General features: G+C 40.9%; 19 protein-coding genes. 11 read left to right on the top strand and 8 right to left on the bottom strand.

The window, feature by feature from the left end; genetic code table 11:
* A partial coding sequence (locus GNE10_RS15770; protein ID WP_260446898.1) for a TIGR03032 family protein occupies positions 1 to 887 on the bottom strand: 887 nt, incomplete at its 3' end.
* Positions 888 to 1,249: 362 nt separating this feature from the next.
* A complete protein-coding gene (locus GNE10_RS15765; protein ID WP_185565989.1) occupies positions 1,250 to 2,377 on the bottom strand; it encodes an acyltransferase family protein in 1,128 nt (375 codons plus the stop codon).
* Between the two features lie 119 nt (positions 2,378 to 2,496).
* Here GNE10_RS15765 and GNE10_RS15760 point away from each other — a divergent pair, with 119 nt between their 5' ends.
* Positions 2,497 to 2,955, top strand: a complete 459-nt coding sequence (locus GNE10_RS15760; protein ID WP_185565988.1) for a peroxiredoxin — start codon at positions 2,497 to 2,499, stop codon at positions 2,953 to 2,955.
* Between the two features lie 88 nt (positions 2,956 to 3,043).
* Here GNE10_RS15760 and hpf read toward each other — a convergent pair whose 3' ends face one another.
* A complete protein-coding gene (gene hpf / locus GNE10_RS15755; protein ID WP_185565987.1) occupies positions 3,044 to 3,691 on the bottom strand; it encodes a ribosome hibernation-promoting factor, HPF/YfiA family in 648 nt (215 codons plus the stop codon).
* 620 nt (positions 3,692 to 4,311) lie between these two features.
* On the opposite strand from hpf, the gene lipB reads away from it, so the two are divergent.
* Positions 4,312 to 5,040 carry a lipoyl(octanoyl) transferase LipB gene (lipB, locus tag GNE10_RS15750; RefSeq protein ID WP_185565986.1) on the top strand — a complete coding sequence of 243 codons (729 nt, stop codon included), beginning with the start codon at positions 4,312 to 4,314 and terminating at the stop codon, positions 5,038 to 5,040.
* A gap of 567 nt (positions 5,041 to 5,607) precedes the next feature.
* Positions 5,608 to 5,808 (top strand): hypothetical protein, encoded by a 201-nt coding sequence (locus GNE10_RS15745; protein ID WP_099069081.1) that lies wholly within the window; start codon positions 5,608 to 5,610, stop codon positions 5,806 to 5,808.
* A 41-nt stretch (positions 5,809 to 5,849) separates the two neighbouring features.
* Here the strand turns inward: GNE10_RS15745 and GNE10_RS15740 are convergent, their stop codons facing one another.
* Positions 5,850 to 6,605 carry an amino acid ABC transporter ATP-binding protein gene (locus tag GNE10_RS15740; protein ID WP_185565985.1) on the bottom strand — a complete coding sequence of 252 codons (756 nt, stop codon included), beginning with the start codon at positions 6,603 to 6,605 and terminating at the stop codon, positions 5,850 to 5,852.
* Between the two features lie 269 nt (positions 6,606 to 6,874).
* On the opposite strand from GNE10_RS15740, the gene GNE10_RS15735 reads away from it, so the two are divergent.
* Together GNE10_RS15735 and GNE10_RS15730 are read left to right on the top strand one after the other, a co-directional pair.
* On the top strand, positions 6,875 to 8,374 hold the full coding sequence (locus GNE10_RS15735; protein ID WP_185565984.1) for an ABC transporter permease subunit: 1,500 nt from the start codon (positions 6,875 to 6,877) through the stop codon (positions 8,372 to 8,374).
* Positions 8,375 to 8,801: 427 nt separating this feature from the next.
* Positions 8,802 to 10,325, top strand: coding sequence for a SulP family inorganic anion transporter (locus GNE10_RS15730; protein ID WP_185565983.1), 1,524 nt, complete (start codon positions 8,802 to 8,804; stop codon positions 10,323 to 10,325).
* 3 nt (positions 10,326 to 10,328) lie between these two features.
* On the opposite strand, the gene GNE10_RS15725 is transcribed toward GNE10_RS15730, so the two are convergent.
* Positions 10,329 to 10,499: a hypothetical protein gene (locus tag GNE10_RS15725; RefSeq protein ID WP_185565982.1), complete on the bottom strand. Its 171-nt coding sequence runs from the start codon at positions 10,497 to 10,499 to the stop codon at positions 10,329 to 10,331.
* Positions 10,500 to 10,578: 79 nt separating this feature from the next.
* Here GNE10_RS15725 and GNE10_RS15720 point away from each other — a divergent pair, with 79 nt between their 5' ends.
* A complete protein-coding gene (locus GNE10_RS15720) occupies positions 10,579 to 11,202 on the top strand; it encodes a Uma2 family endonuclease (RefSeq protein ID WP_185565981.1) in 624 nt (207 codons plus the stop codon).
* Positions 11,203 to 11,399: 197 nt separating this feature from the next.
* On the opposite strand, the gene GNE10_RS15715 is transcribed toward GNE10_RS15720, so the two are convergent.
* A complete protein-coding gene (locus GNE10_RS15715) occupies positions 11,400 to 12,392 on the bottom strand; it encodes a hypothetical protein (protein ID WP_185565980.1) in 993 nt (330 codons plus the stop codon).
* A gap of 450 nt (positions 12,393 to 12,842) precedes the next feature.
* Between GNE10_RS15715 and GNE10_RS15710 the strand changes: the two genes are divergently transcribed.
* The 4 genes from GNE10_RS15710 to argC all read left to right on the top strand — a co-directional run bounded on the left by GNE10_RS15710 (position 12,843) and on the right by argC (position 16,510).
* Positions 12,843 to 13,406, top strand: a complete 564-nt coding sequence (locus GNE10_RS15710) for an IS607 family transposase (RefSeq protein WP_185565979.1) — start codon at positions 12,843 to 12,845, stop codon at positions 13,404 to 13,406.
* A complete protein-coding gene (locus tag GNE10_RS15705) occupies positions 13,397 to 13,792 on the top strand; it encodes a hypothetical protein (RefSeq protein WP_185565978.1) in 396 nt (131 codons plus the stop codon). The genes GNE10_RS15710 and GNE10_RS15705 overlap by 10 nt, the downstream gene beginning before the upstream one ends.
* A 63-nt stretch (positions 13,793 to 13,855) precedes the next feature.
* Positions 13,856 to 15,358 carry a glycerol kinase GlpK gene (glpK, locus tag GNE10_RS15700; RefSeq protein ID WP_185565977.1) on the top strand — a complete coding sequence of 501 codons (1,503 nt, stop codon included), beginning with the start codon at positions 13,856 to 13,858 and terminating at the stop codon, positions 15,356 to 15,358.
* A gap of 180 nt (positions 15,359 to 15,538) precedes the next feature.
* The gene (argC, locus tag GNE10_RS15695) at positions 15,539 to 16,510 is read left to right on the top strand and encodes an N-acetyl-gamma-glutamyl-phosphate reductase (protein WP_185565976.1); all 972 of its coding nucleotides are present in this window, start codon (positions 15,539 to 15,541) and stop codon (positions 16,508 to 16,510) included.
* A gap of 340 nt (positions 16,511 to 16,850) precedes the next feature.
* Here argC and GNE10_RS15690 read toward each other — a convergent pair whose 3' ends face one another.
* Positions 16,851 to 17,060, bottom strand: coding sequence for a hypothetical protein (locus GNE10_RS15690; protein WP_099069091.1), 210 nt, complete (start codon positions 17,058 to 17,060; stop codon positions 16,851 to 16,853).
* A 488-nt stretch (positions 17,061 to 17,548) separates the two neighbouring features.
* Here GNE10_RS15690 and GNE10_RS15685 point away from each other — a divergent pair, with 488 nt between their 5' ends.
* Complete coding sequence (locus GNE10_RS15685; RefSeq protein WP_185565975.1) at positions 17,549 to 17,986, top strand: DUF6918 family protein; 438 nt, start codon at positions 17,549 to 17,551, stop codon at positions 17,984 to 17,986.
* A 127-nt stretch (positions 17,987 to 18,113) separates the two neighbouring features.
* Here GNE10_RS15685 and GNE10_RS15680 read toward each other — a convergent pair.
* Positions 18,114 to 20,959, bottom strand: a 2,846-nt coding sequence (locus tag GNE10_RS15680) for an ATP-binding protein (protein WP_185565974.1), incomplete at its 5' end; no start/stop codon positions are given.

The raw sequence follows: 20,959 nt of genomic DNA, 5'->3' as shown, positions 1-20,959 counted from the left end.
TTGCCCACATTAGTCAGCCTTTGTTCTAGAAGTAGTCCGCTAAATGTCGGCGATCGCAATTTCGACAAGCCCACAATAGCGAAGTTTTCCCAAAATGCCAGCCCCCGCACAAACCCAGGACAAAAGGCAATGGGGACTAGTTTCCCATCATCCAGGTAGCCAAAATCCCCCGTTCCCGCATTCAACACCCACAGCTTGCCTTGATACCAGCGTGGTGAGTGGGGCATGGATAAACCCGTGGCAATGATGTCGTTGGTTTCTATATCAATCGCCACACCCCCTGCAACTCTGTGGTTACGCCAACCTGCGGCGGTGTCAGTAGTGCTACAGGCGGTGACATATCTTGGTTTACCGTCCCGTAACCCTAACCCATTAAGGTGACAACGGTCTTCGGCGGCTAATTTGGAAATAAACGGCGGTTGCCACAGAGGAACAAAACTATAGTCGTTGCTGATGGTGGCGAGGCAACTAAAATCAGTATTGACAAATACGATGTTTTCTGAATCATCCAGCACCACATCGTGGGCATTCAAATCGCCAGTAATGTATGCCTTACGAGGGATGTAAAGGCGATCGCTTTGCTGATAGTTTTCTTCTGGTGGTAGAATTAAATTATCCAACCGCCAAATTTGATAACGCGTGGTGAAGTAAATGCTGTTGTTAGCTGCATACAAGCCCATCGGTTTATCAAACAATCGCTCGTGAGCCGCTAATTTTCCTTGCTCATTGCAACCGATAAAAAACAATCGATTAGTTTGATAAGTAGTGAAAGCAAGGCTAATAAACTGCGTTTGTAACCAGGATATAAAGTGCGGCGAACAATTAATATCTAGTTTGGGCGAGCTGGCTGAAGACATGGCATCACTGCGCGGCAGAAAAGTTTCCATACAGCAGTTTCCGAATTTGATTATTATTTGAACAACAAAAAATAGTCCCCATTACCTTTGAACAGCAAAGGTATGGAAACAGCACTAAATTATTTAGTAATTTTATTGGTGATGGCCGAGCAAATAATACGTCAAAATTCTATATATTTGAGCTAATTTAATCAAAAATTAATGGAAAACGAGAAATTTCCGTTAAAAAAATCAAGATTTTCACATTAATCGCTCGGCAATCGCAATACTTAGGGAACTTCAAAAAATAAATTATTCCGTTCAAGTTGTTGACTGTTGACGGCTCATAATCAACAGTCAAAGCTGAACAATCACTTGGGGAATATTTTTTTACCAATCAAGAATCAAGAATATCACACTTTCACAAACCAGCGTTGGCGATACATCACAACACCAACACCCCACCACAATAACACAGTGACTATGGCAAAAAACAAGGAACCATTGAGCGCCCCCGCCCAAGATGCGAAAAAATTCTGGGAAATCCAATTGTAGGTAGTAGGGGCGTTTTCTCCTGCACCGATGGTGGTTCTGACTAAGATTTTAATTAATAAAACAGATGCAACGAAAAGAGCGATCGCATTTAAACCCATAATTTCAAAAGGCTTACCCCAGCGACGTATCAACCGGACTTCGATGAGTTCATAACAAGCTGCTAACAACAATAACGCCCAACCTGTTGTAAAAACCACATAAGAACTAGTCCACAATTTCTTATTAATGGGGAACGTCAACCCCCACGCCCAACCGAGAATTAAACAACCAATTCCAAATAATCCTAGCCCGATACTTGTGCGTGACTGTACGGACTGGCTGCGTATCCATTGGCCACTGAAGTAACCAGCCAGGACACTTACTATTGCAGGAATACTACTAAACAATCCTTCTGGATCTCCTAGAAACTTGAAACCATCACCTTTATATAAATGTGCTTTGGGAATAATTAAGCGGTCAACATAAGCACCAAAATTACCTTCCCGCGTCAGAACTCCCGCCCCATAATCGGGTACTGCTACATACATCATTGTTAGCCAGTAGCCTATGAGTAGCACTGCTGCTAGTATCCATTGACCTTTGCGTGGGATGTTGAGAACTATTAAAGAAGCCAGCAAATAGGTAATGCTGATGCGTTGCAACACTCCCATGATGCGGATGCTATTCAAATCAAAAGTCCAAACACCTTGATTCCAAAAGCCATTTAGTAGTAATCCCAAAACAAAGAGAATGGCGGCGCGGCGTAATATCCGCCAGTAAACAGCTGAGTTTGCTTTATTGCCTTCGGTGTATTTTGACAGAGAAAAAGTCATCGCTACACCAACAATGAAGAGAAAAAAGGGAAATACCAAGTCAGCTAAGGTACAGCCGTGCCAATCAGCATGGGCGAAGGGAGGATAGACATCATCTGCAACCCCCATCATATTGACTAAAATCATCCCAGCGATGGTGATACCGCGAAAAACATCCAGTGAAGTCAGGCGCATAAGCGGAATTTTGTCTTTGATGAGTATCTTAAGCTAACCCGCTTGATGCACCTAATCAAGGAAAATTTATAGACTTGTATACAAGGTAAAATTTTGTTAACTAACTACCACTACTTGCTATGTCAGTCAAAGTTGGAGATACTGCTCCTAATTTCAGTCTACCTGCTCAAAACGGCTCGACAGTTAGCCTAGAAGATTTTCGCGGCAAAAAAGCTGTTGTCTTATATTTTTATCCCAAAGACGACACACCCGGTTGTACCGCTGAATCCTGCGCCTTTCGCGACCAGTATGAAGTTTTTAAAAGCGCTGGTGCTGAAGTTATCGGTGTGAGTGGCGACTCTACCGAATCTCACCAAAGATTTGCAACCAAATACAATCTACCTTTTATCTTGTTGACTGACAAAGACGACCAAATACGAAAACTATATGGTGCAACAGCCGCCTTTGGCTTGTTCCCTGGTCGCGTTACCTACGTCATTGACCAACAAGGAGTTGTGCAATACGTATTTGATTCAATGTTTAACTTTAAAGGTCACGTTGAAGAAGCGCTAAAAACGTTGCAACAACTTGTGAAGTAGGGCATTGGGCATGGGGCATTGGGCATTGGTTATTCTCCTCTGCCCTTGAAGCCCCTGTGCTACGTATCTCCCTTGTCCCCCATTTGCCCTATTTACTAGAATGGGACTTTTCCGCCATGACAACATTCGTATGGGCTACTTTGCCATTTTTGCCGTTGGTATGGCCGTTACCATTGCGGGGTTGAATTACGCCATAACCGCCGTGGTTACGTTCGTAAATGACATTTATCTCTCCTGTTTCAATATTGCGGAACATATAAAAGTCGTGTCCTACTAATTGCAGTTGTTCCAAAGCTTCTGCAACGTTCATGGGAGGCATAGAAAAATATTTGGTGCGGACGACTTCGTTTGGTAGTTCGGGAGTGCGATCGCCAATTAAATCTGTGACTACTGACTCTGCAATAACTTCTTCTGTTGGTTGGGCATGAGTTTTCTGATCTTGACGGCGTTCTTTGTATTTCCGCAATTGACGGGCAATTTTATCTGCAACTAAGTCAATGCTAGCGTACAAGTTCTCGCTGCTTTCCTCCGCACGGATGACGCTACCATTAGCGTAAATAGTTACTTCAGCTGCTTGTCTAGGATTAATTCGAGGATTCCGCGCTACGCTAAGATGCACATCCACTTCATTTGTAATATTCTGAAAGTGATTAACTGCTTTTTCAATTTTTTGATGTACATACTCACGAATTGCATCGGTAATTTCAATGTTTTTGCCGTGGATGACAAGCTTCATGTAAACTCTCCCGCTGAATATTTTGATGTGTGAATTTGCTTTGTATGAAAAGAAGTTGCGGTAAGATATATCACTCCCGCTAAAACAAATTGTGAACTTTTCTCATTTACTGCTGCTGTGCTTTACTTTAAACTCGTTGCATCTGAGTTTTTACTAAGCATATCATTAGATTTCACTTCTCATCTCTGCGCTGATATCCAAGTTAGATATCGACTTAGAACTCTTCGAGCCAGAAAAATCTTAACAGTAGCAGCTGTGACTAGTTTCTCCTTTAAAGCAAGGCTGACAGAACTGTTGATGGTTGCTCCTTGTGCGTTCGGGTGAGGTTTGCTTGCTGTTGATAAAGAACACAAGTTTTGTGGAAGTTGATTTTGTTTGAAATGCAAACAATGTTATTAGAGTCATCAGCCAGTGTATTCATTCTATTCTCTTGGCGTGATGCTGATTGTAGAGAATTCCTCCCAACACCTATTAAGGTTATATATTCAAGCTAGCACTTTGTATTTTAAGATGCATGTTCCCTTGACTTTCCTTTAAAATCCTTTGCAAAGCTTGACATTTTTTGATTCTATTCCTTTAAGTTGAAATATATTTCGTTCTTTTTACAGTTGATTTTTGGCATGATTCATAGTAATAAACCACACAAAAACCGTTGTTTGCTATATAACCAAGGATTGATGCCTTACTTAGACGCTCATGCATGGCAGCGATCGCTCCTCAATCAACGCATCCATGACCCCAATCTAGATGATGTGTTAATTCTCCTCGAACATCCACCCGTGTACACTTTGGGACAAGGAGCCAATTCAGATTTTCTCAAGTTTGATATTGACCCTTCGGCTGCGCTCAGGGTAAACAGTGGGTATGATGTGCATAGAGTTGAACGCGGCGGCGAAGTTACTTACCATTGTCCCGGTCAACTGGTGGGGTATCCGATTTTGAATCTGCAACGTTATCAAAAAGATTTGCACTGGTACTTACGGCAACTTGAAGAAGTGTTAATTCGCCTACTAGCAGTTTATAAATTGCAGGGAGAAAGAATTCCGGGTTTTACAGGCGTTTGGTTACAAGGGCGAAAAGTTGCGGCTATAGGCATTAAAGTCAGTCGTTGGATTACCATGCACGGCTTTGCATTAAATGTTTGTCCAGACATGACGGGCTTTGAACGCATTGTACCCTGTGGTATTTCTGATAAACCTGTAGGCAGTTTAGCCGAGTGGATTACAAATGTTACCTGCGAAGAAGTGCGTTTTTATCTAGCACAGTCCTTTGCAGAAGTATTTGGAGTGGAAGTAGTAGAATCACAGCCAGAAAAAATTTTTCAGATAAGAACTCAGGAGTCAGAATAGTTAAAGAATTACCAGAATAAGCTAATGCGCGCTAAAAAAAGCATAACTACATTAGCGTGATTGTTGAGTGTTAACTCTCAACGGTCAACGGTCAATAGTCAACAATCTTATCGAGTTAATATGCAACTTAAATGCTGAACAGCTTATATCAATTCTCAATCATATTAAATTTCTGAGCCATTCTGACTTCTGAGTTCTGGGTGCTGAATTCTTACTTTTTCAGTATGAATCAATTTTGCTGTAAATTATGTAATAAATACTATACCAGTCTCATTGAAATTATGACACACTCATAATGGTTATCTATTGTTCCTAGTATCAAATATCTATTGAACTAGGGATATCACGTTTAGAATCTAATTATTTACAAAGCATTAAACATAAGAATTCAGGAGTTAGGGGTCATAATTGAGAATAATTAAAAAATCAATAGTCTGTAAAAAGCTTGGTGTTTTGAGATTATTCAGCTTGAGTATCAAAGCCTTATTGATTGTGACTTCTGGATTCTGGATTGTGAATTATTCCCATTAAACTAACATTTTGCAGCACTAAACTACCAATTCGCGCGTGAATTACCCAACTAATCTCCAAGTATATACCCCATCGTTAACATCACTTAGAGAGCGTGACTGGACAGCTTTAATAGAACTATTTGATAGAGATGACGGTGATGAAATTGAAGACGACATCCACACTAATTTGTTTTGGCTAATACCTGAACCTTGTTGGGAAGATGACCCCTTTGATTTCTTACGTGAATATTTATAAACTCTGAGGAGTGGAGAGTTAGGAGTTATCCTAACTCCTCACTATTTTCCTTTGAGGCGACTGAGGAAAGTACGCAGGCGATCGCTTTGCGGATTAGTCAGAACTTCGTAGGCTGAACCTTGTTCTGCAACAATACCTCGATCTAAAAAAATCACCTGATGGGCTACTTCTTTGGCGAACTGCATTTCATGGGTGACGATGGCCATTGTCATACCTTCGGAGGCTAATTGTTGCATTACTTGGAGAACTTCGCCCACGAGTTCCGGATCTAAAGCGCTGGTGGGTTCGTCGAATAGCATAATCTGGGGATTCATACATAAACTACGGGCGATCGCTACTCGTTGTTTTTGTCCGCCAGATAGTTGTTCGGGATAAGCAGAGGCTTTGTCAAATAAACCGACTTTTTCCAGATATAACCCCGCTAATTGGGCGCTTTCTTTCGGTGTTTTCCCTAAGACTTTACGCGGCGCAAGTGTCATATTTTCCAAGACGGTGAGATGGGGGAACAAATTGAATTGCTGGAAAACCATGCCTACCTGCATCCGCAGTTGCCGCAGTTGGTTATAGTTAACAGTGGGTTGGGATAAGTTTATACCGTTAACTATCAAACGTCCGCTGTTGATGGTTTCCAAACGGTTAAAGCAACGCAGTAGAGTACTTTTACCACAACCAGAGGAACCAATAACTGCAACCACCTCTCCCCGCTTGATTTCCCCTGTAATTCCTTTAAGAACTTTGAGAGAACCAAAGCTTTTTTCAATATTCTCAAAAATAATTGCGGGTATAGGATTGTTCATTGGTGGTGTCAGTTCCTCTGTTAGGGACTTCCAAAAAATAAATTATCCCAAATTATTTGTACGTTTGTAGGGGCGCACAGCTGTGCATTGGTTCAAGTTAAGCTTAAATGCTTATCACACACACGTTTTATCCCTCTTTGAATTTCGGGGTGGGGTATAGGATGGGATGTTTTTTTATGATTTTGCATCAGTCCTGCTCTAAAGTTGATTGTAATATTTGGAACGAACCGCAAAGAACGCGAAGAGCGCGAAGGAAGAAATGAAAGAGTATGACTGGATTTAGTTTTGGGCGTTGGCTGCGTTGGTGTGTGGTTGTTGGTATTAGTTGTTTGTTACTGGCTGGGTGTGCTGTGAACCCTAGCGGGGGAAAAACTCTGCGGGTTGCAACTGAACCTGCGTTTCCACCTTTTGAGTTTCAAGGACAAGGTGGTGAATTGCAAGGTTTTTCCATTGATTTAATGAATGCTGTTGGTACTGCTGCTAACTTGAAAGTAAATTTTCAAAGTCTGCCTTTTGATGGCATTATCCCAGCACTCCAAAGCAAAACGGTGGATGCAGCCATTAGTTCCATTACGATTACAGAGGAGAGGGCGAAGACGATTGCTTTTTCTCGTCCTTATTTTAAGGCGGGGTTGGCGATCGCCATTCGCACCGATAATCAAAATATTACTAACTTTGATAGTCTCAAGAATAAAAAAATTGCTGTACAAATTGGCACAACTGGTGCAACTAAAGCTAAAAGTATTCCTGGGGTGCAAATTCGCAGTTTTGATTCGGCACCTTTAGCTTTACAAGAATTAGTCAATGGTAATGTGGATGCGGTAATTAATGACGCACCTGTAACTTTATATGCTATCAATACTGGCAATCTCAAGGAAATTAAAGTTGTACAGCAATTACTCACAGAAGAGTTTTATGGAATTGCTACAGCGAAAAATTCCCCTGATTTGGCATTAATCAACGATGGTTTGGATAAGATTTTAAAAAATGGCACTTATTCTCAAATTTACCAAAAATGGTTTAAAGCCGAACCGCCATCATTACCAACAACATCACCCTTTGAAAATCAAAGTAATGTAGGTGTTTCGGGAAGATCTACGTCAATTAGTGTAATTTTACAAGCTGTCCCCACCTTATTGCAGGGAGCTTTGGTAACTTTACAATTGACGATACTTTCTGTGGTGTTTGGTTTAATCGGCGGTTCTTTAATTGGAATTATCCGCCTTTCTCATATTGCACCTTTACGTTGGCTAGCCAGGGCTTATGTAGATTTTTTCCGAGGAACGCCTTTGTTGGTGCAAATTTTTATGATTTATTTTGGGTTACCAGCCATTGTCCAAGAACTTGGTTCGACATTTACTTTCGATCGCTTAGTGGCGGGAGTAATTGCTTTAAGTTTAAATAGTGCCGCTTATATTGCAGAAGTTGTCCGTGCTGGGATTCAATCTATTGAAGCAGGACAAGGTGAAGCAGCGCAATCACTAGGCTTGAGTCCTGTGCAAACCATGAGGTATGTGATTTTTCCCCAAGCTTTCCGCCGGATGATTCCACCATTGGGTAATGAGTTTATCAGTTTATTAAAAGATACAAGTTTAGTGGCTGTAATTGGTTTTGAAGAATTATTCCGTAAAGGACAGCTAATTGTTGCTGATAATTATCGCGCTTTTGAAATTTACGCGGGTGTAGCGCTGATTTATTTGTGTTTGACGCTACTTTCTTCCCAAGCATTTAGCCGATTAGAAATTTGGATGAATCCTGTGAAGCGCTAACGTACATTGAGGGTTCACAGTCAGCAGTTAAGGGTAACGCTTTCAGAGGAGATTTGAGAAATAAAAATCAAACTAGAGGCTGATTTATTATACCTTTTTTCTCGCGAATCTAAGTTATTGTCTAGATTTACTTTACGTTTTGCTGCAAATCCAACAGAAAAAGTTATCTATCATCCATCAGATAGCCCTATTGTTATCATGGGTTTGTAATCATTAAGAAATGTGAAGAGTAACTATAGATAGAAGTTGATTTAACTTAATGATTTTGTGTTTGCCATCTGAGGATTAAATATACCAGTAAAACGATGCCGTAATTAAAACACAATAAATATCTTTGAATTATTCAATGCAAGCATAGTTGCGGCTGCATTGTAACGGTTCAGCTTGTCAAGTAAAAATTAAAAGCTTTTCATTGGAGGATAAGCGAATGATAAATTTGAAAAAAATCATAAACAAATCCTCATTTACTAGTGAAGTACCAGCATCGTTTGTGGTATTTCTGGTGGCCCTCCCTCTTTGCATGGGTATTGCCATCGCTTCCGGACTTCCGCCATCTCGCGGTTTAGTTACAGGAATCATAGGCGGAATTGTTGTTGGTGCTGTTTCTGGTTCTCCTTTGCTAGTTAGCGGCCCGGCTGCTGGGTTGGCGGTGATTGTGGCAGAAACAGTCCAACAGTATGGTATTGAAATGGTTGGGCCAATTTTGTTGTTGGCAGGTTTAATTCAATTCCTCGCAGGTATATTTAAACTTGGGCAGTTGTTTCGGGCTATGTCGCCGGCTGTCATCTATGGAATGCTTGCAGGTATTGGGATATTAATCTTTACTTCCCAATTTCATGTGATGCTAGACGATAAACCGCGTATACACGGCATTGATAATTTAATTTCTATTCCTAACACTATTTACAAAGCCATTTTTCCTATTGATGGTAGTACTCATCATCTTGCAGCACTCATAGGTATAACAACTATTATCATTCTTCTGCTGTGGGAAAAATTTAAACCCAGGAGTTTGAAATTGATACCTGGTGCCCTGGTGGGGGTTGTCATTGCTACTACCATTGCTACTGTGTATAGATTACCGATTCAGTATGTTGATGTACCTGGAAGTCTCCTAGAAGCAATTCAATTACCAACACCGGCTAGCTTCCCACGCTTGATTCAGGCATCAGTTTTGATAGATGCGATGGTCATTGCCTTCATTGCGAGTACGGAAAGTTTGCTTTCAGCCGTAGCAGTGGATAGACTGCATACCGGCCCCAGAACCAACTTCGATCGCGAATTAACAGCCCAAGGAATTGGTAATATTATCTGTGGGTTTTTGGGTGCTTTACCCATGACAGGAGTTATAGCCCGCAGTTCTGTAAACGTAGAAGCCGGTGCTAAAACAAGATTATCCACCATGCTTCACGGTTTATGGCTGTTAATTTTAGTAATTGCAGCCCCAAGCTTGCTAAAAATAATTCCCATTTCTAGTTTGGCAGCAATTCTAGTTTTTACTGGATACAAACTCATCGAAGTAGAACATATTCGCCAGTTAAGAAACTATGGACGCTTTCCTTTGGGTATCTTTTTTGCCACTTTAATCACGATAGTGGTTACTGACTTAATCACTGGTGTTTTCATCGGTATTTTGTTGACAGGAATTTTACTAATTCACAAAATGTCCGTGCTGAATATCGAAATTATTAAGCACGAAAACAATCGCCGAATAGACATTCATTTACAAGGCGCAGCAACATTTATCAGGCTACCAAAATTAGCAAACATTTTAGAACTTGTGCCTCCAGAAAAGGAATTGCATGTTTATTTACAAGACTTGGCTTACATAGATCACTCTTGCTTAGATTTGCTATCAATGTGGGCAAAGCAACAAGAAAAAATGGGAAGCACCTTAACTATGCAATGGGATCGTTTGATAGAACGCAATCGCAAGCCATACACTCTGTAAGACTTATAGCAGTTCATCAAGAAATGGTATAAGTGTTGGCTTGACAACAAAGGGCGGACAAGATGTCCACCCTACAAGACTTGTGCCATGATGGTAATTATCTCTCAGAATCAGGGTTTCAGGAAAGGCGATCGCAGGCTCTTGGCAAAGGGCGATCGCCTTTCTCATTCTCAATAAAAGTATAATTTTTATACTGATAGCTACTTTGATGGTGACTTGTCAGTTTTAAAAGCAAGTTTTAAGGTAACAATTTATGAGTCAAGCCATACCCAAACTAGTAACCTTTGAAGATTTTGCAGCGTGGCGACCTGAAGGCGGAAGATATGAATTACATGATGGTGTGATTGTCGAAATGGCACAACCAGTTGGAGACCATGAAGATGTTGTTGGTTTTTTAGCACTAGAAATATCCGCTGATATCAAACGTCTAAATTTACCTTATTACATTCCAAAAACTGTATTAATCAAAGCACTTGAAGGTGAGTCAGCTTATTCACCAGACATATTAATAATAAATCGACCAAATTTAGTGAATGAACCTTTGTGGAAAAAAGAATCGACTGTAAGTCAAGCTACATCAATTCCATTAGTGATTGAGGTTGTTAGTACTAACTGGCGGGATGATTACTACAAAAAATTAGCTGATTATGAAGCTATAGGTATTCCTGAATATTGGATTATAGATTACGCTGCTATCGGTGCTAGAAAGTTTATTGGCAATCCTAAATTACCCACCATATCTATTTATCAATTAATCGATGGTGAATACCAAGTTACTCAATTTAGAGGTAATGATTCCATCGTCTCGCCTACTTTCCCAGAATTGAATTTAACCGCCGAACAGATTTTTCAAGCTGGTGGTTTACCAAGTAGTTAAAACCCACTATAAAACCCTAAAATTTTTCGTTATCCAACACATGTAGAGACGTTGCAATGCAACGTCTTTACAACAATTGTGTGGGTAAACCTATAAAACTATTGGTAGGATGTTACGTAACTTCAAAGTAAAAAATATTTCATCAAAGACTGTTAACCGTTTACAGTCAACAATCAACTATCAACAGTCAACAACTTTTATCGGCGTAGGTAACTAAAATTGGGATCGGGTCTGCCAACAAAGCAAGAATGGGTAAATTTATATTTTTTGATAATGGCTAATGATGTTGTAGCTTCAGATTTATTATTGCCAAAATCAAACATCCAATGATTGCCATCTACAATTTTCCAGCGATTGTTAATTTGATTGACGGTTGTAGTAGCAGGATTAAAAGATACGCAGTCTTCGCCTTGTAGCGAACCAGAAGGAGCGCTATTATTTACTAATAAATATTGGAATGATGGTTGTGGTCGTCCAACAAAACAAGATTTATTTATACCATAGTGATTGATAACTTTGAAAGCACGCGCCGCTTCATCTTTTTGATTAGCAAAGTCAAACATCCAGTGATTGCCGTTCTCAACTATTTTCCAGCGATCGCTCACTTGATTGACACTAATATTATTAGGATTAAAAGCAATACAGTCTTCTTTAACTGCCTGTGTTTCTTGTGTTAATGACACTAAATTAGAACGATATTCTTTGTTCGCTCTTCTATCTTTTAAAATGATATATACCGATTGGGGTGGTGTTTGACCTTGTTCAACGGCAAACCAAAGAGAGTTTAAACTCTCAACAGAGGAAAATGCACAAAAGCCATAAATTCGTTGGTTTGTTTGACCATTATAAATATTTACCCAAGTCCGAGAAGAATTATTATTTTCTCCACAAGGAGGTAAATTAGGAGCTTTTGTAAATAAGTTGTCAGGAAATGCATTCCAATTTGCTACTGATAATTTATATCTTTGAAAATTTTTGCCTGAAACTGTATATGGTTCTGTTCCAATAAAAACTAGTTTTGGTTGGGGTATGGAATTGGATGCAAGATTAAGAACATTGGGATTTGTAATATTCTGGCTCCAAGTATCTGCTAGTTGGAAGTTATCAGCAGCATAAGCCGCAGCAAAATTAGATAACATCCATCCAACGCTGAGTAAAGTTGCAAATTTGTTGTATTTTTGTAATTTCATATTGGCTAAACCTCAAAAAAAGTTATGGTAATCAGGACTTACGCAAAATAACGAAAAACAAACCGCAAAGGGCGCATTCGCCAAGCGTCTCGTCAGAGAAGTACACAAAGAAATAAGAGTTTAAGAGAGTTTTTGCATAAGTCTTAGTATTAATACAATTGGTGGATTTATGTTTCCATATTTTCTACTTTGAATTTTTATTAAAGTGGCGAAGACAACTTTGGTGTCTGTGTAGCTAGTGGTCTGGCAACCCAAAAATGTTAGTTGGAGGCCGGGGGAAGCGTTAAAGGGTAAGAAATTTAAAACCTTTCCCCTTTCCCCACCAAGTTTACTTGCCAGACTACTAGATTGAGTTCCTTGGTCAGGTTGGCACAAAATAATGTATTAAATTTAAATAATAAAATATAGTCAGATATATTCAGATATAATCATTCGTGGTATAGTTTACGAATGAAACTATCTGACTATGCCAAGTCAAAAGGAATCAGCTATCAGACTGCGTGGAGGATGTGGAAACGTGGTGAACTGAAAGCCACCCAACTTCCTACAGGTACAGTGATTGTGGATGTACAAAAAACATTTGAAGGCGTTGTTATTTATACAAGAGTATCTAGTGCTGAAAATAAAAGCAACTTAGATAGTCAAGCCGAAAGACTTGTACGCTACTGCGAAGCTAAAGGATATCAGATAAAAAAAATAGTTAAAGAGGTAGGAAGCGGAGTTAATGATAACCGAAAAAAACTAGTTGCATTGTTAAATGAAGATGATTATAGAATCATTGTTGTTGAGCATAAAGATAGATTAACTAGAGTGGGTTTTAATTATTTAAAAGTTCTTCTAAATAAACAAGGGAAAGATATTGAGGTAGTAAATCTTGCCGAAGAAGAAACTGAAGATATCATGCAAGATTTGATTTCAATAATAACTAGCTTCTGTGCAAGAATCTATGGTCTAAGAAGAAGGAAGAGAAAAACCGAGTGTATTGTTAAATGCCTGGAGTCAGAATGCGATTAGTTGAGCGACATATAATCAAACAGAATAACAAGTGGTTTAGAGAAATTGATAAAATGTCTTTTTTATCAAAAAATTTATTCAACTGTGCCGTTTATTTGTGTCGCCAAGCCTTTTTCAAAAATCAGCCAATACCAACGTTGAATAAAATTTATCACTCTCTAAAAAATAGTGATGATTATAAAGCTTTACCGAGTAAAGTTGCTCAATTGGTATTTAAGCAAGTTGATAAAAGGTCTAAGTCAGGAAAAATCTACTCAGCAGATTTAAATGGTTCGCTAAATATATTAAGAAAGGTAGTTGGGGACTCTATCTTCGATAGAAACTCAATAGAGAGGCTTGTAGTTAGCCCAGTAAGGCTTACGCCTTACCAAGCTAGAAACATTTGATTATGTTTTTAGTAACTATATGTGATTTGACGGATATTGAAATCACCATCGCATTATTCGGCTATGGACACAGTTGGCAGCACAACTCCATCATCTGGCCACATCTTGGCACTAGACTTGGGTACTACCGGCAACCGCGCTTTTGTGTTTAACGCAGAAGGTAAAATTGTCGGACAGGCATATAAAGAATTGACTCAGTATTATCCACAGCCAGGATGGCTAGAACATGACCCTGAAGAAATCTGGCAGGATACTTGCTGGGTGATGGAAACGGCCATCGCCAATGCCAAAATTATCCCATCGGCCATCGCCGCAATGGGGTTGACTGTGCAACGTGAAACCTGTTTAATTTGGGATAAAACCACAGGAAAGCCACTCCATAGAGCGATCGTTTGGCAAGACCGACGTACTGCTCCATTGTGTCAAAAATTACAAAACGAAGGCTATGCGCCGGAAATTTACGATCGCACCGGATTGATTATCGACGCCTACTTTTCTGCTACTAAGCTTAGATGGCTATTAGACAAGTTTACAGATATCGATGTAAACAATGTCCTTGCAGGCACGATTGATACTTGGGTGCTATGGAAACTCACAGGTGGCAAAGTCCACGCCACCGACCACAGCAACGCCAGCCGCACAATGTTAATGAATCTCAAAACCTGCGAATGGGATGAAATTCTCCTCAAATTATTCCAGATTCCGCTTCAAATTTTGCCCCAGATTCAGCCTAGTCTAGGGGTATTTGGAGTGACTGATGCTACTTTATTTGATGCGGAAATTCCCATTAGTGCCATTTTGGGAGATCAGCAAGCTGCTTTGTTTGGTCATGGATGCCACACTCCTGGTTTGATGAAATGTACTTACGGTACTGGTAGCTTTTTAGTAGCTCATACTGGCTCTAAAATTGTGCGGTCACCGGAAAAACTCATTTCCACAGTGGCATGGACGCAAAGAAATCCAAACGGCGTTTTAGATGTTGGCTACGCTTTAGAAGGCAGTATGTTTACTAGCGGTGCTTGTATCCAATGGTTGCGCGATAGCTTGAAGTTAATTAAAACTGCGGCTGAAACTGAAGCAATGGCAAATAAAGTTACAGATAATGGCGGCGTATATTTTGTACCTGCATTTAGTGGACTGGGGGCACCCTACTGGGATATGAGCGCCAGGGGAGCATTTTTCGGCATTACCGCCAGCGTACAACCAGAACATTTAGTACGCGCCGTGTTAGAGGCCATCGCTTATCAAGTTGTGGAAGTAGTGCAGGCGATAAATGAATTTAGTACTACACCAGTTGAGCGATTAACCGTAGATGGTGGTGCTTGCGAAAATAATTTTTTGATGCAGTTTCAAGCTGATGTCTTAGGTATCCCAGTGGAACGTCCGATAATGCGGGATACCACCGTTCAAGGTGCAGCATTCGCAGCAGGTTTAGCCGTGGGATTTTGGGATAAATATGAAACATTGGCGCATCAACGGCAGATTGAGCGCATATTTCAGCCAAAGAATGATTTCTCGAACTTTGCTACCTGGCAAAAGGCAGTCAAACGTACTCTTGATTGGTAGATGTTGATGGTTGACGGTTGACGGTTGACTGTTCGTTGTTCCCCATAAAATTAAAGGAGATTACATAACTGTTTTAAAATACCACTTACAGTACATTGCTTTCGGAGTGAGGTACGGATAATAGCGCCCGTAGTGATGTACTTGATTTACCTCAAATACCCTGTAAATATATAAGATCCCATGAGTGCTAAACCGAAGATTTTCATTGATGGAGAATCAGGAACCACAGGCTTACAAATTTACTCGCGCCTCAACCAACGGGATGACATCGAGATAGTTAGCATTGAGGCATCTAAACGAAAAGATGCAACTGAGCGAGCTAAGCTGATTAATGCTGTGGATGTTGTTATTCTCTGCCTACCTGATGACGCTGCCCGCGAAGCTGTGAGTTTAGTTACTAATACTAGTGTTAAAATTCTTGATGCCAGTACTGCTTATCGTACAGCACAGGGTTGGGTATATGGCTTTCCGGAACTGAATCCAGGACAGCGAGAAAAAATCGCCAGCGCCCAGTTTGTAAGTAATCCCGGTTGTTACCCCACGGGATTTTTAGCTTGTATCCGTCCGTTGATTGCTAAAGGAATTTTAAAGGCTGACTTTCCCATCACCGTGAATGCAGTGTCTGGTTACTCTGGTGGCGGAAAGAATTTGATTCAAAAGTACGATGCTTTCCACACAACACAAGCCGTGGGAGAGTCGCTTTATCCCTATGGTATCTACGGTTTGCAGTTTGGGCATAAGCACGTTAAGGAAATGCATTACTATTCGGGCTTAGCGTCGCCGCCGTTGTTTGTACCGTCAGTGGGTGATTTTGAGCAGGGAATGTTAGTACAAGTGCCTTTGCCGTTATGGATTTTAGATAATCCGCCATCAGGTGAGGTAATCTATGAAGCGATCGCTGAGTATTACCAAAGTCAAAAATTTGTCCAAGTTACTCCATTCAAAGAACTCACACTTCTTAGAGAGGAAACTTTTCTAGATGCCAAAGCCATGAACGGTAGCAACTTTGTTCAGATTTTTGTCTTTGCTAATGACGCGACCAAAGAAGCCTTGCTAGTTGCTCGTCTTGACAACTTAGGCAAAGGCGCATCCGGGGCCGCAGTCCAAAATCTCAATATTATGCTTAACTTTCCCGAAGAATTGGGATTGTAAGGATTGGGGTTTCCACGCCACTTGTTTCTCCTATGGTCGCTGTTGTTACCACATAGAAGTCGGGAGTCGTGACCCATTGGTGTCAACTTAAGCCTTAGTGAATGGAATTCGTAGCTACACAAACGAAGTCGGCCTGCGCGGACTAATGGAAAATTAAGGTTTTGAAACCCACGGAAGTGGGTGAGAGTTTGTGTAGATGCGGTTTCTAACTGCCCGTTTCGCTGTTGACCGTTAACAGTTAACAGTCAACGACCCCAACCGGAATAATTTATTTTTTAGAGTTCCCTAAGTTGACACCTATGGTCGTGACTGAACTTCTTTCAAGCTAGGGTGGGGTAGTTCAGTCATCTAACAAACTCATCAATGCTTGCAATTCCGAGTCAGGTGACTCTGATAACTCATGCTGTAGTTCTAACAGTTGAGTCCGTAATGCTGTAATTACGTTTACCATATCAGATTCTTGTGCGATTTTTAGCTGACTTTCTTTGATTCTGATTTTTCTTAGCAGTTCATTTACATCGGAAATTGAATCATAATCTTGGGAAATCATAGCCTTACACCTAATAGAAATTACAGGAGTAAAGTGAAACTTTTTGCTCAGGCATTGTGTAGCATTTTTTAAATTTTAAGTAGAAATTGTACATGCTCTTGGTACAAACTTGCCATGAGAGTAATTTTTTTTAAAAGTATTTGCCACAAGTATCGCTTAATAGCTATTGAGCTATAAAAATTGTTTCAAAGATGTAGTATTTGCGATCGCACCAGTCCTTGCTAGAATTCTCAACAGCTGGTTAAGCATCTTTATGGTGTTTGACTTCAAGTTGGTTAATTAGTATAAATTTTTTTAGATTCATGGAAAAAATTAAATGTATTTACTTAATTTAGGTTATAGCTAAATTCAAAACTACCATTTAACAGCACAGCAAGGTTATCTTTAGGACTGACAATGGCATCTCAGATACCATTTTCTGTAACTTCCTGCTTGCTAAAAAATTAATTGAATGAAAATTAAGTACTGGATTTCTCAGGAGGAGTGAAATGGGACTTAGCGACGGACTTTTGAACACAAACAAAAAAGCTATGGTGGTAGAAGACTGCTGCAACCTGCTCGAAACACAGATTGCTTCTAAGTCAGGTATCAGTGGTATGGCTTTGAAAGCGGCCTTTGGAGCCTTAAAGGGAATCAAACCTGGATACATTCCTTATGCGGTTGAACAACTTTTACCCCAGTGTTTGACAGCACTCGATCCCATTTGGAATGAAGGCGTTCAAAAAGGTGACCCCGTGGGACACGTGATTGCTAATTCATCAAATACAGCAGATGCACTTCTGGGTGTAACTGACGCCAGACTCAAAACTGTGAAACGCCAAATAGTGCGAGGAACCTATGACAAGCTTCGCGGCTCAGCGAAAAAACATGTTGAAGAGGCGATACCAGACTTAGCCAATATCATTGATAAGTACGCTAAGGCATGATGGGGATTGGGGGGACTGGGGAGATAAGGAGAGAAGTCACGCCTCGCGCGGACATGATATAACTTCTAACTCCTAACTCTCAACTCCTAACTCTCAACTCCTCAGTCAACAGTCAACCCCCAAAATCCTACCTACCAATCAAATTAGCAATTGCCTTGACTAACTCGTCTGGTTCCACGGGTTTGGATATATGTTTTTGAAATCCTGATTGGAGTGCTTGTTGTTGGTTGATTTCTCCTGCATAAGCAGTTAAAGCGATGGCCAAAATCTGTTTGTCTTGCTGTAGCTGCAATGCTTTAACTTGGCGCATCAGCATGTGACCGTCTGTTTCGGGCATTCCGATATCACTCACTAGAATATCTGGCTTTGACTCTGCCAAGGCTTGTAGTGCTTCTAAAGCCGATTCCGCAGTAGTCACCTTGGCTCCAGCTTGTTCTAGCACAAATGTGTGGAATTCACGGGTATCTGCATCATCATCCACGACTAAAATTTCTATACCCGTCAGGATTTCAGTGGCGGGGGGAACATCAAAATCAAGAAATTCGTTATCTTGTTTTTGATTTAAATCTTTTTTGATTAAGGGTAGTCTAACTGTAAAAGTGGCTCCTTGGCCTTCTCCTAAACTTTCTACCCAAATTGTTCCCCCATGTAGTTCTACCAAATGACGAACAATTGCTAAGCCTAACCCCAAGCCACCAAACTTTCGGGTTGTCGTGCTGTCAGCCTGACGGAAATATTCAAACACATGAGGAAGGAATTCGGGGCTGATCCCCTTACCTGTATCGCTGACAATAATCTGAGCTTGAGTGTCAACTTGCTGGAGTTGAATGTCAATTCTTCCTTCTTCGGGGGTAAATTTCACAGCATTGGATAACAAATTCCAGATGATTTGTTGTAAACGACTGGAATCGCCCAAAACTCTCTCTACACAAGTATCGAGGGTTTTATGAATTTGAATATTTTTTGCTTCTGCTGCCAAACGCACTGTCTCCAATGCCGCATCAATGACGATCGCTAAGCTGACGGGAAACATATTCAGGCTGAGTTTGCCTTGTAAAATGCGAGAGACATCGAGCAAATCTTCAATCAGCTGAGCTTGTAATTTAGCATTACGCTCAATGGTGGCGATGGCTTTTTTCAGTGCTACTGAATCAAATTCACGAGTTTTTAACAAATTCGCCCAACCGAGAATCGGATTCAGGGGCGATCGCAATTCATGAGAAAGTACTGCTAGAAACTCATCTTTGATGCGGTTGGCTCTTTCGGCTTCGGTTCTGGCAACTTGCTCTAGTTGTAGCAGGCGATCGCGTTCTGATTCTACGGCCTTGCGTTCGGTAATATCAATACAGGAACCGATGTACCCTAAAAATTCTCCTTCGGGAGTAAATCTAGGTACGCCGACATCAAAAATCCAGCGGTATTGTCCATCAAAGCGTCTGAGCCGATATTCCATACGAAACCCTTGACGGCTGTCAAAGGCATTTCTATAAGTATCTAAGCAATATTGCAAATCCTCTGGATGCAATCCTTGAGTCCAACCATTGCCCATCTCTTGCTCTATGGTTCGCCCAGTAAAGTCCAACCAAGTCTTATTAAAATAATTACATAATTTATCAGTACCAGACATCCAAATTAATGTTGGTGTTGAATCTGCCATCAGCCGAAAGCGTTCCTCACTTTCACGAAGTGCTTCTTGGGCTTGTTTGCGTAGGCGTAGCTCTTCATAGACATCATTGACATCTGTGACAAAAATTGATACACCTTCATTAAAAGGATAGATGCGATTCTCAAACCAGCGATTCCATCTAGGATAAAAATATTCAAAACGAACCACAGTTTGTTCGGCGATCGCCCGATGAACCTGGGTATAAAATTCACTTCCCCCTAAATCTGGAAACACCTCCCAAATGCTTCTACCCAATAATTCTTCCTCAGAAAAGCCCACAACTTCTACTACCTGCTTATTGACAAAGGTGTAGCGCCACTGACGATCCAATACAAAGAACTGGTCTTGGATACCAGCTAACACCGTTTCTAAATGTGCCTTTGCCACCTCCGCTTCAAACCGCAGCTCTTGTTCTCGTTGCATCGTTTCCTGTCTCAAACGAGCCATTTTTAAGGCTGCTTCTACCCGTGCCAACAATTCACGGGCAGAGAACGGTTTAATCAGATAATCATCAGCTCCAGCTTCTAACCCTTCTACCCGCGCCTCTTCTCCTGCTCGTGCCGACAACAGAATGATGGGAACTTTTTTGGTCTGCGGATCGCTGCGTAATGCTTGCAACAATCCAAAGCCATCCAAAAAAGGCATCATGACATCCGTCAGTACCAAATCTGGCAAACGCTCCCGAACAGAATTCAAAGCAGCTAAACCATTGGGCACTGCTTCCACTTCATAGTGCTGACTTAACAACCGCTTGACATAATCACGCATATCAGCATTGTCATCCGCGAGGAGAATGCGGGAGGAAGAGGGGGAAAGGGAAAGGGGCAAAGGGGAAAGCAAAGAGAAATCTTTTCCCCCTTTTTCCTTTTCCCTTTCCCCTTCTTCGGGTAGCCAACGCAGGGCTTCTTCTATGTAGGGTGCTGCGCCCAAGGCAGTTGAAGTTAAAGTTTGAGTGGCGCTAATCCTGTCTGGAGGTAAATGAGCATAGCCTGTAGGAATGGATACAGTAAAGCAACTGCCTACTCCTAAAACACTGCTTACTTGGACAGTTCCACCATGCATTTTCACTAATTCTTGCACCAGTGAAAGACCAATTCCCGATCCTTCAAAAGTTCGTCCTTGCGCTCCTTTAATGCGATGAAAGCGTTCAAACAACTGGGGAATTTCTGCTGCTGGGATGCCGATTCCTGTGTCCTGCACTGACAGTTCTACGAAAGAGGATGCAAAAAGTGTTTGTGAAAAATTCTCTACATTTTCATCTTCCCTTATCCCCACCTCCCAGCATCCCTGCGTCCCCGCGTCCCCAC

Source organism: Nostoc sp. 2RC (assembly GCF_014222165.1).
In the GTDB taxonomy this organism is placed as follows: domain Bacteria; phylum Cyanobacteriota; class Cyanobacteriia; order Cyanobacteriales; family Nostocaceae; genus Nostoc; species Nostoc linckia.
Note: the sequence above shows the minus strand (reverse complement) of the source record. Positions and strands in the feature narration are given on the sequence as shown.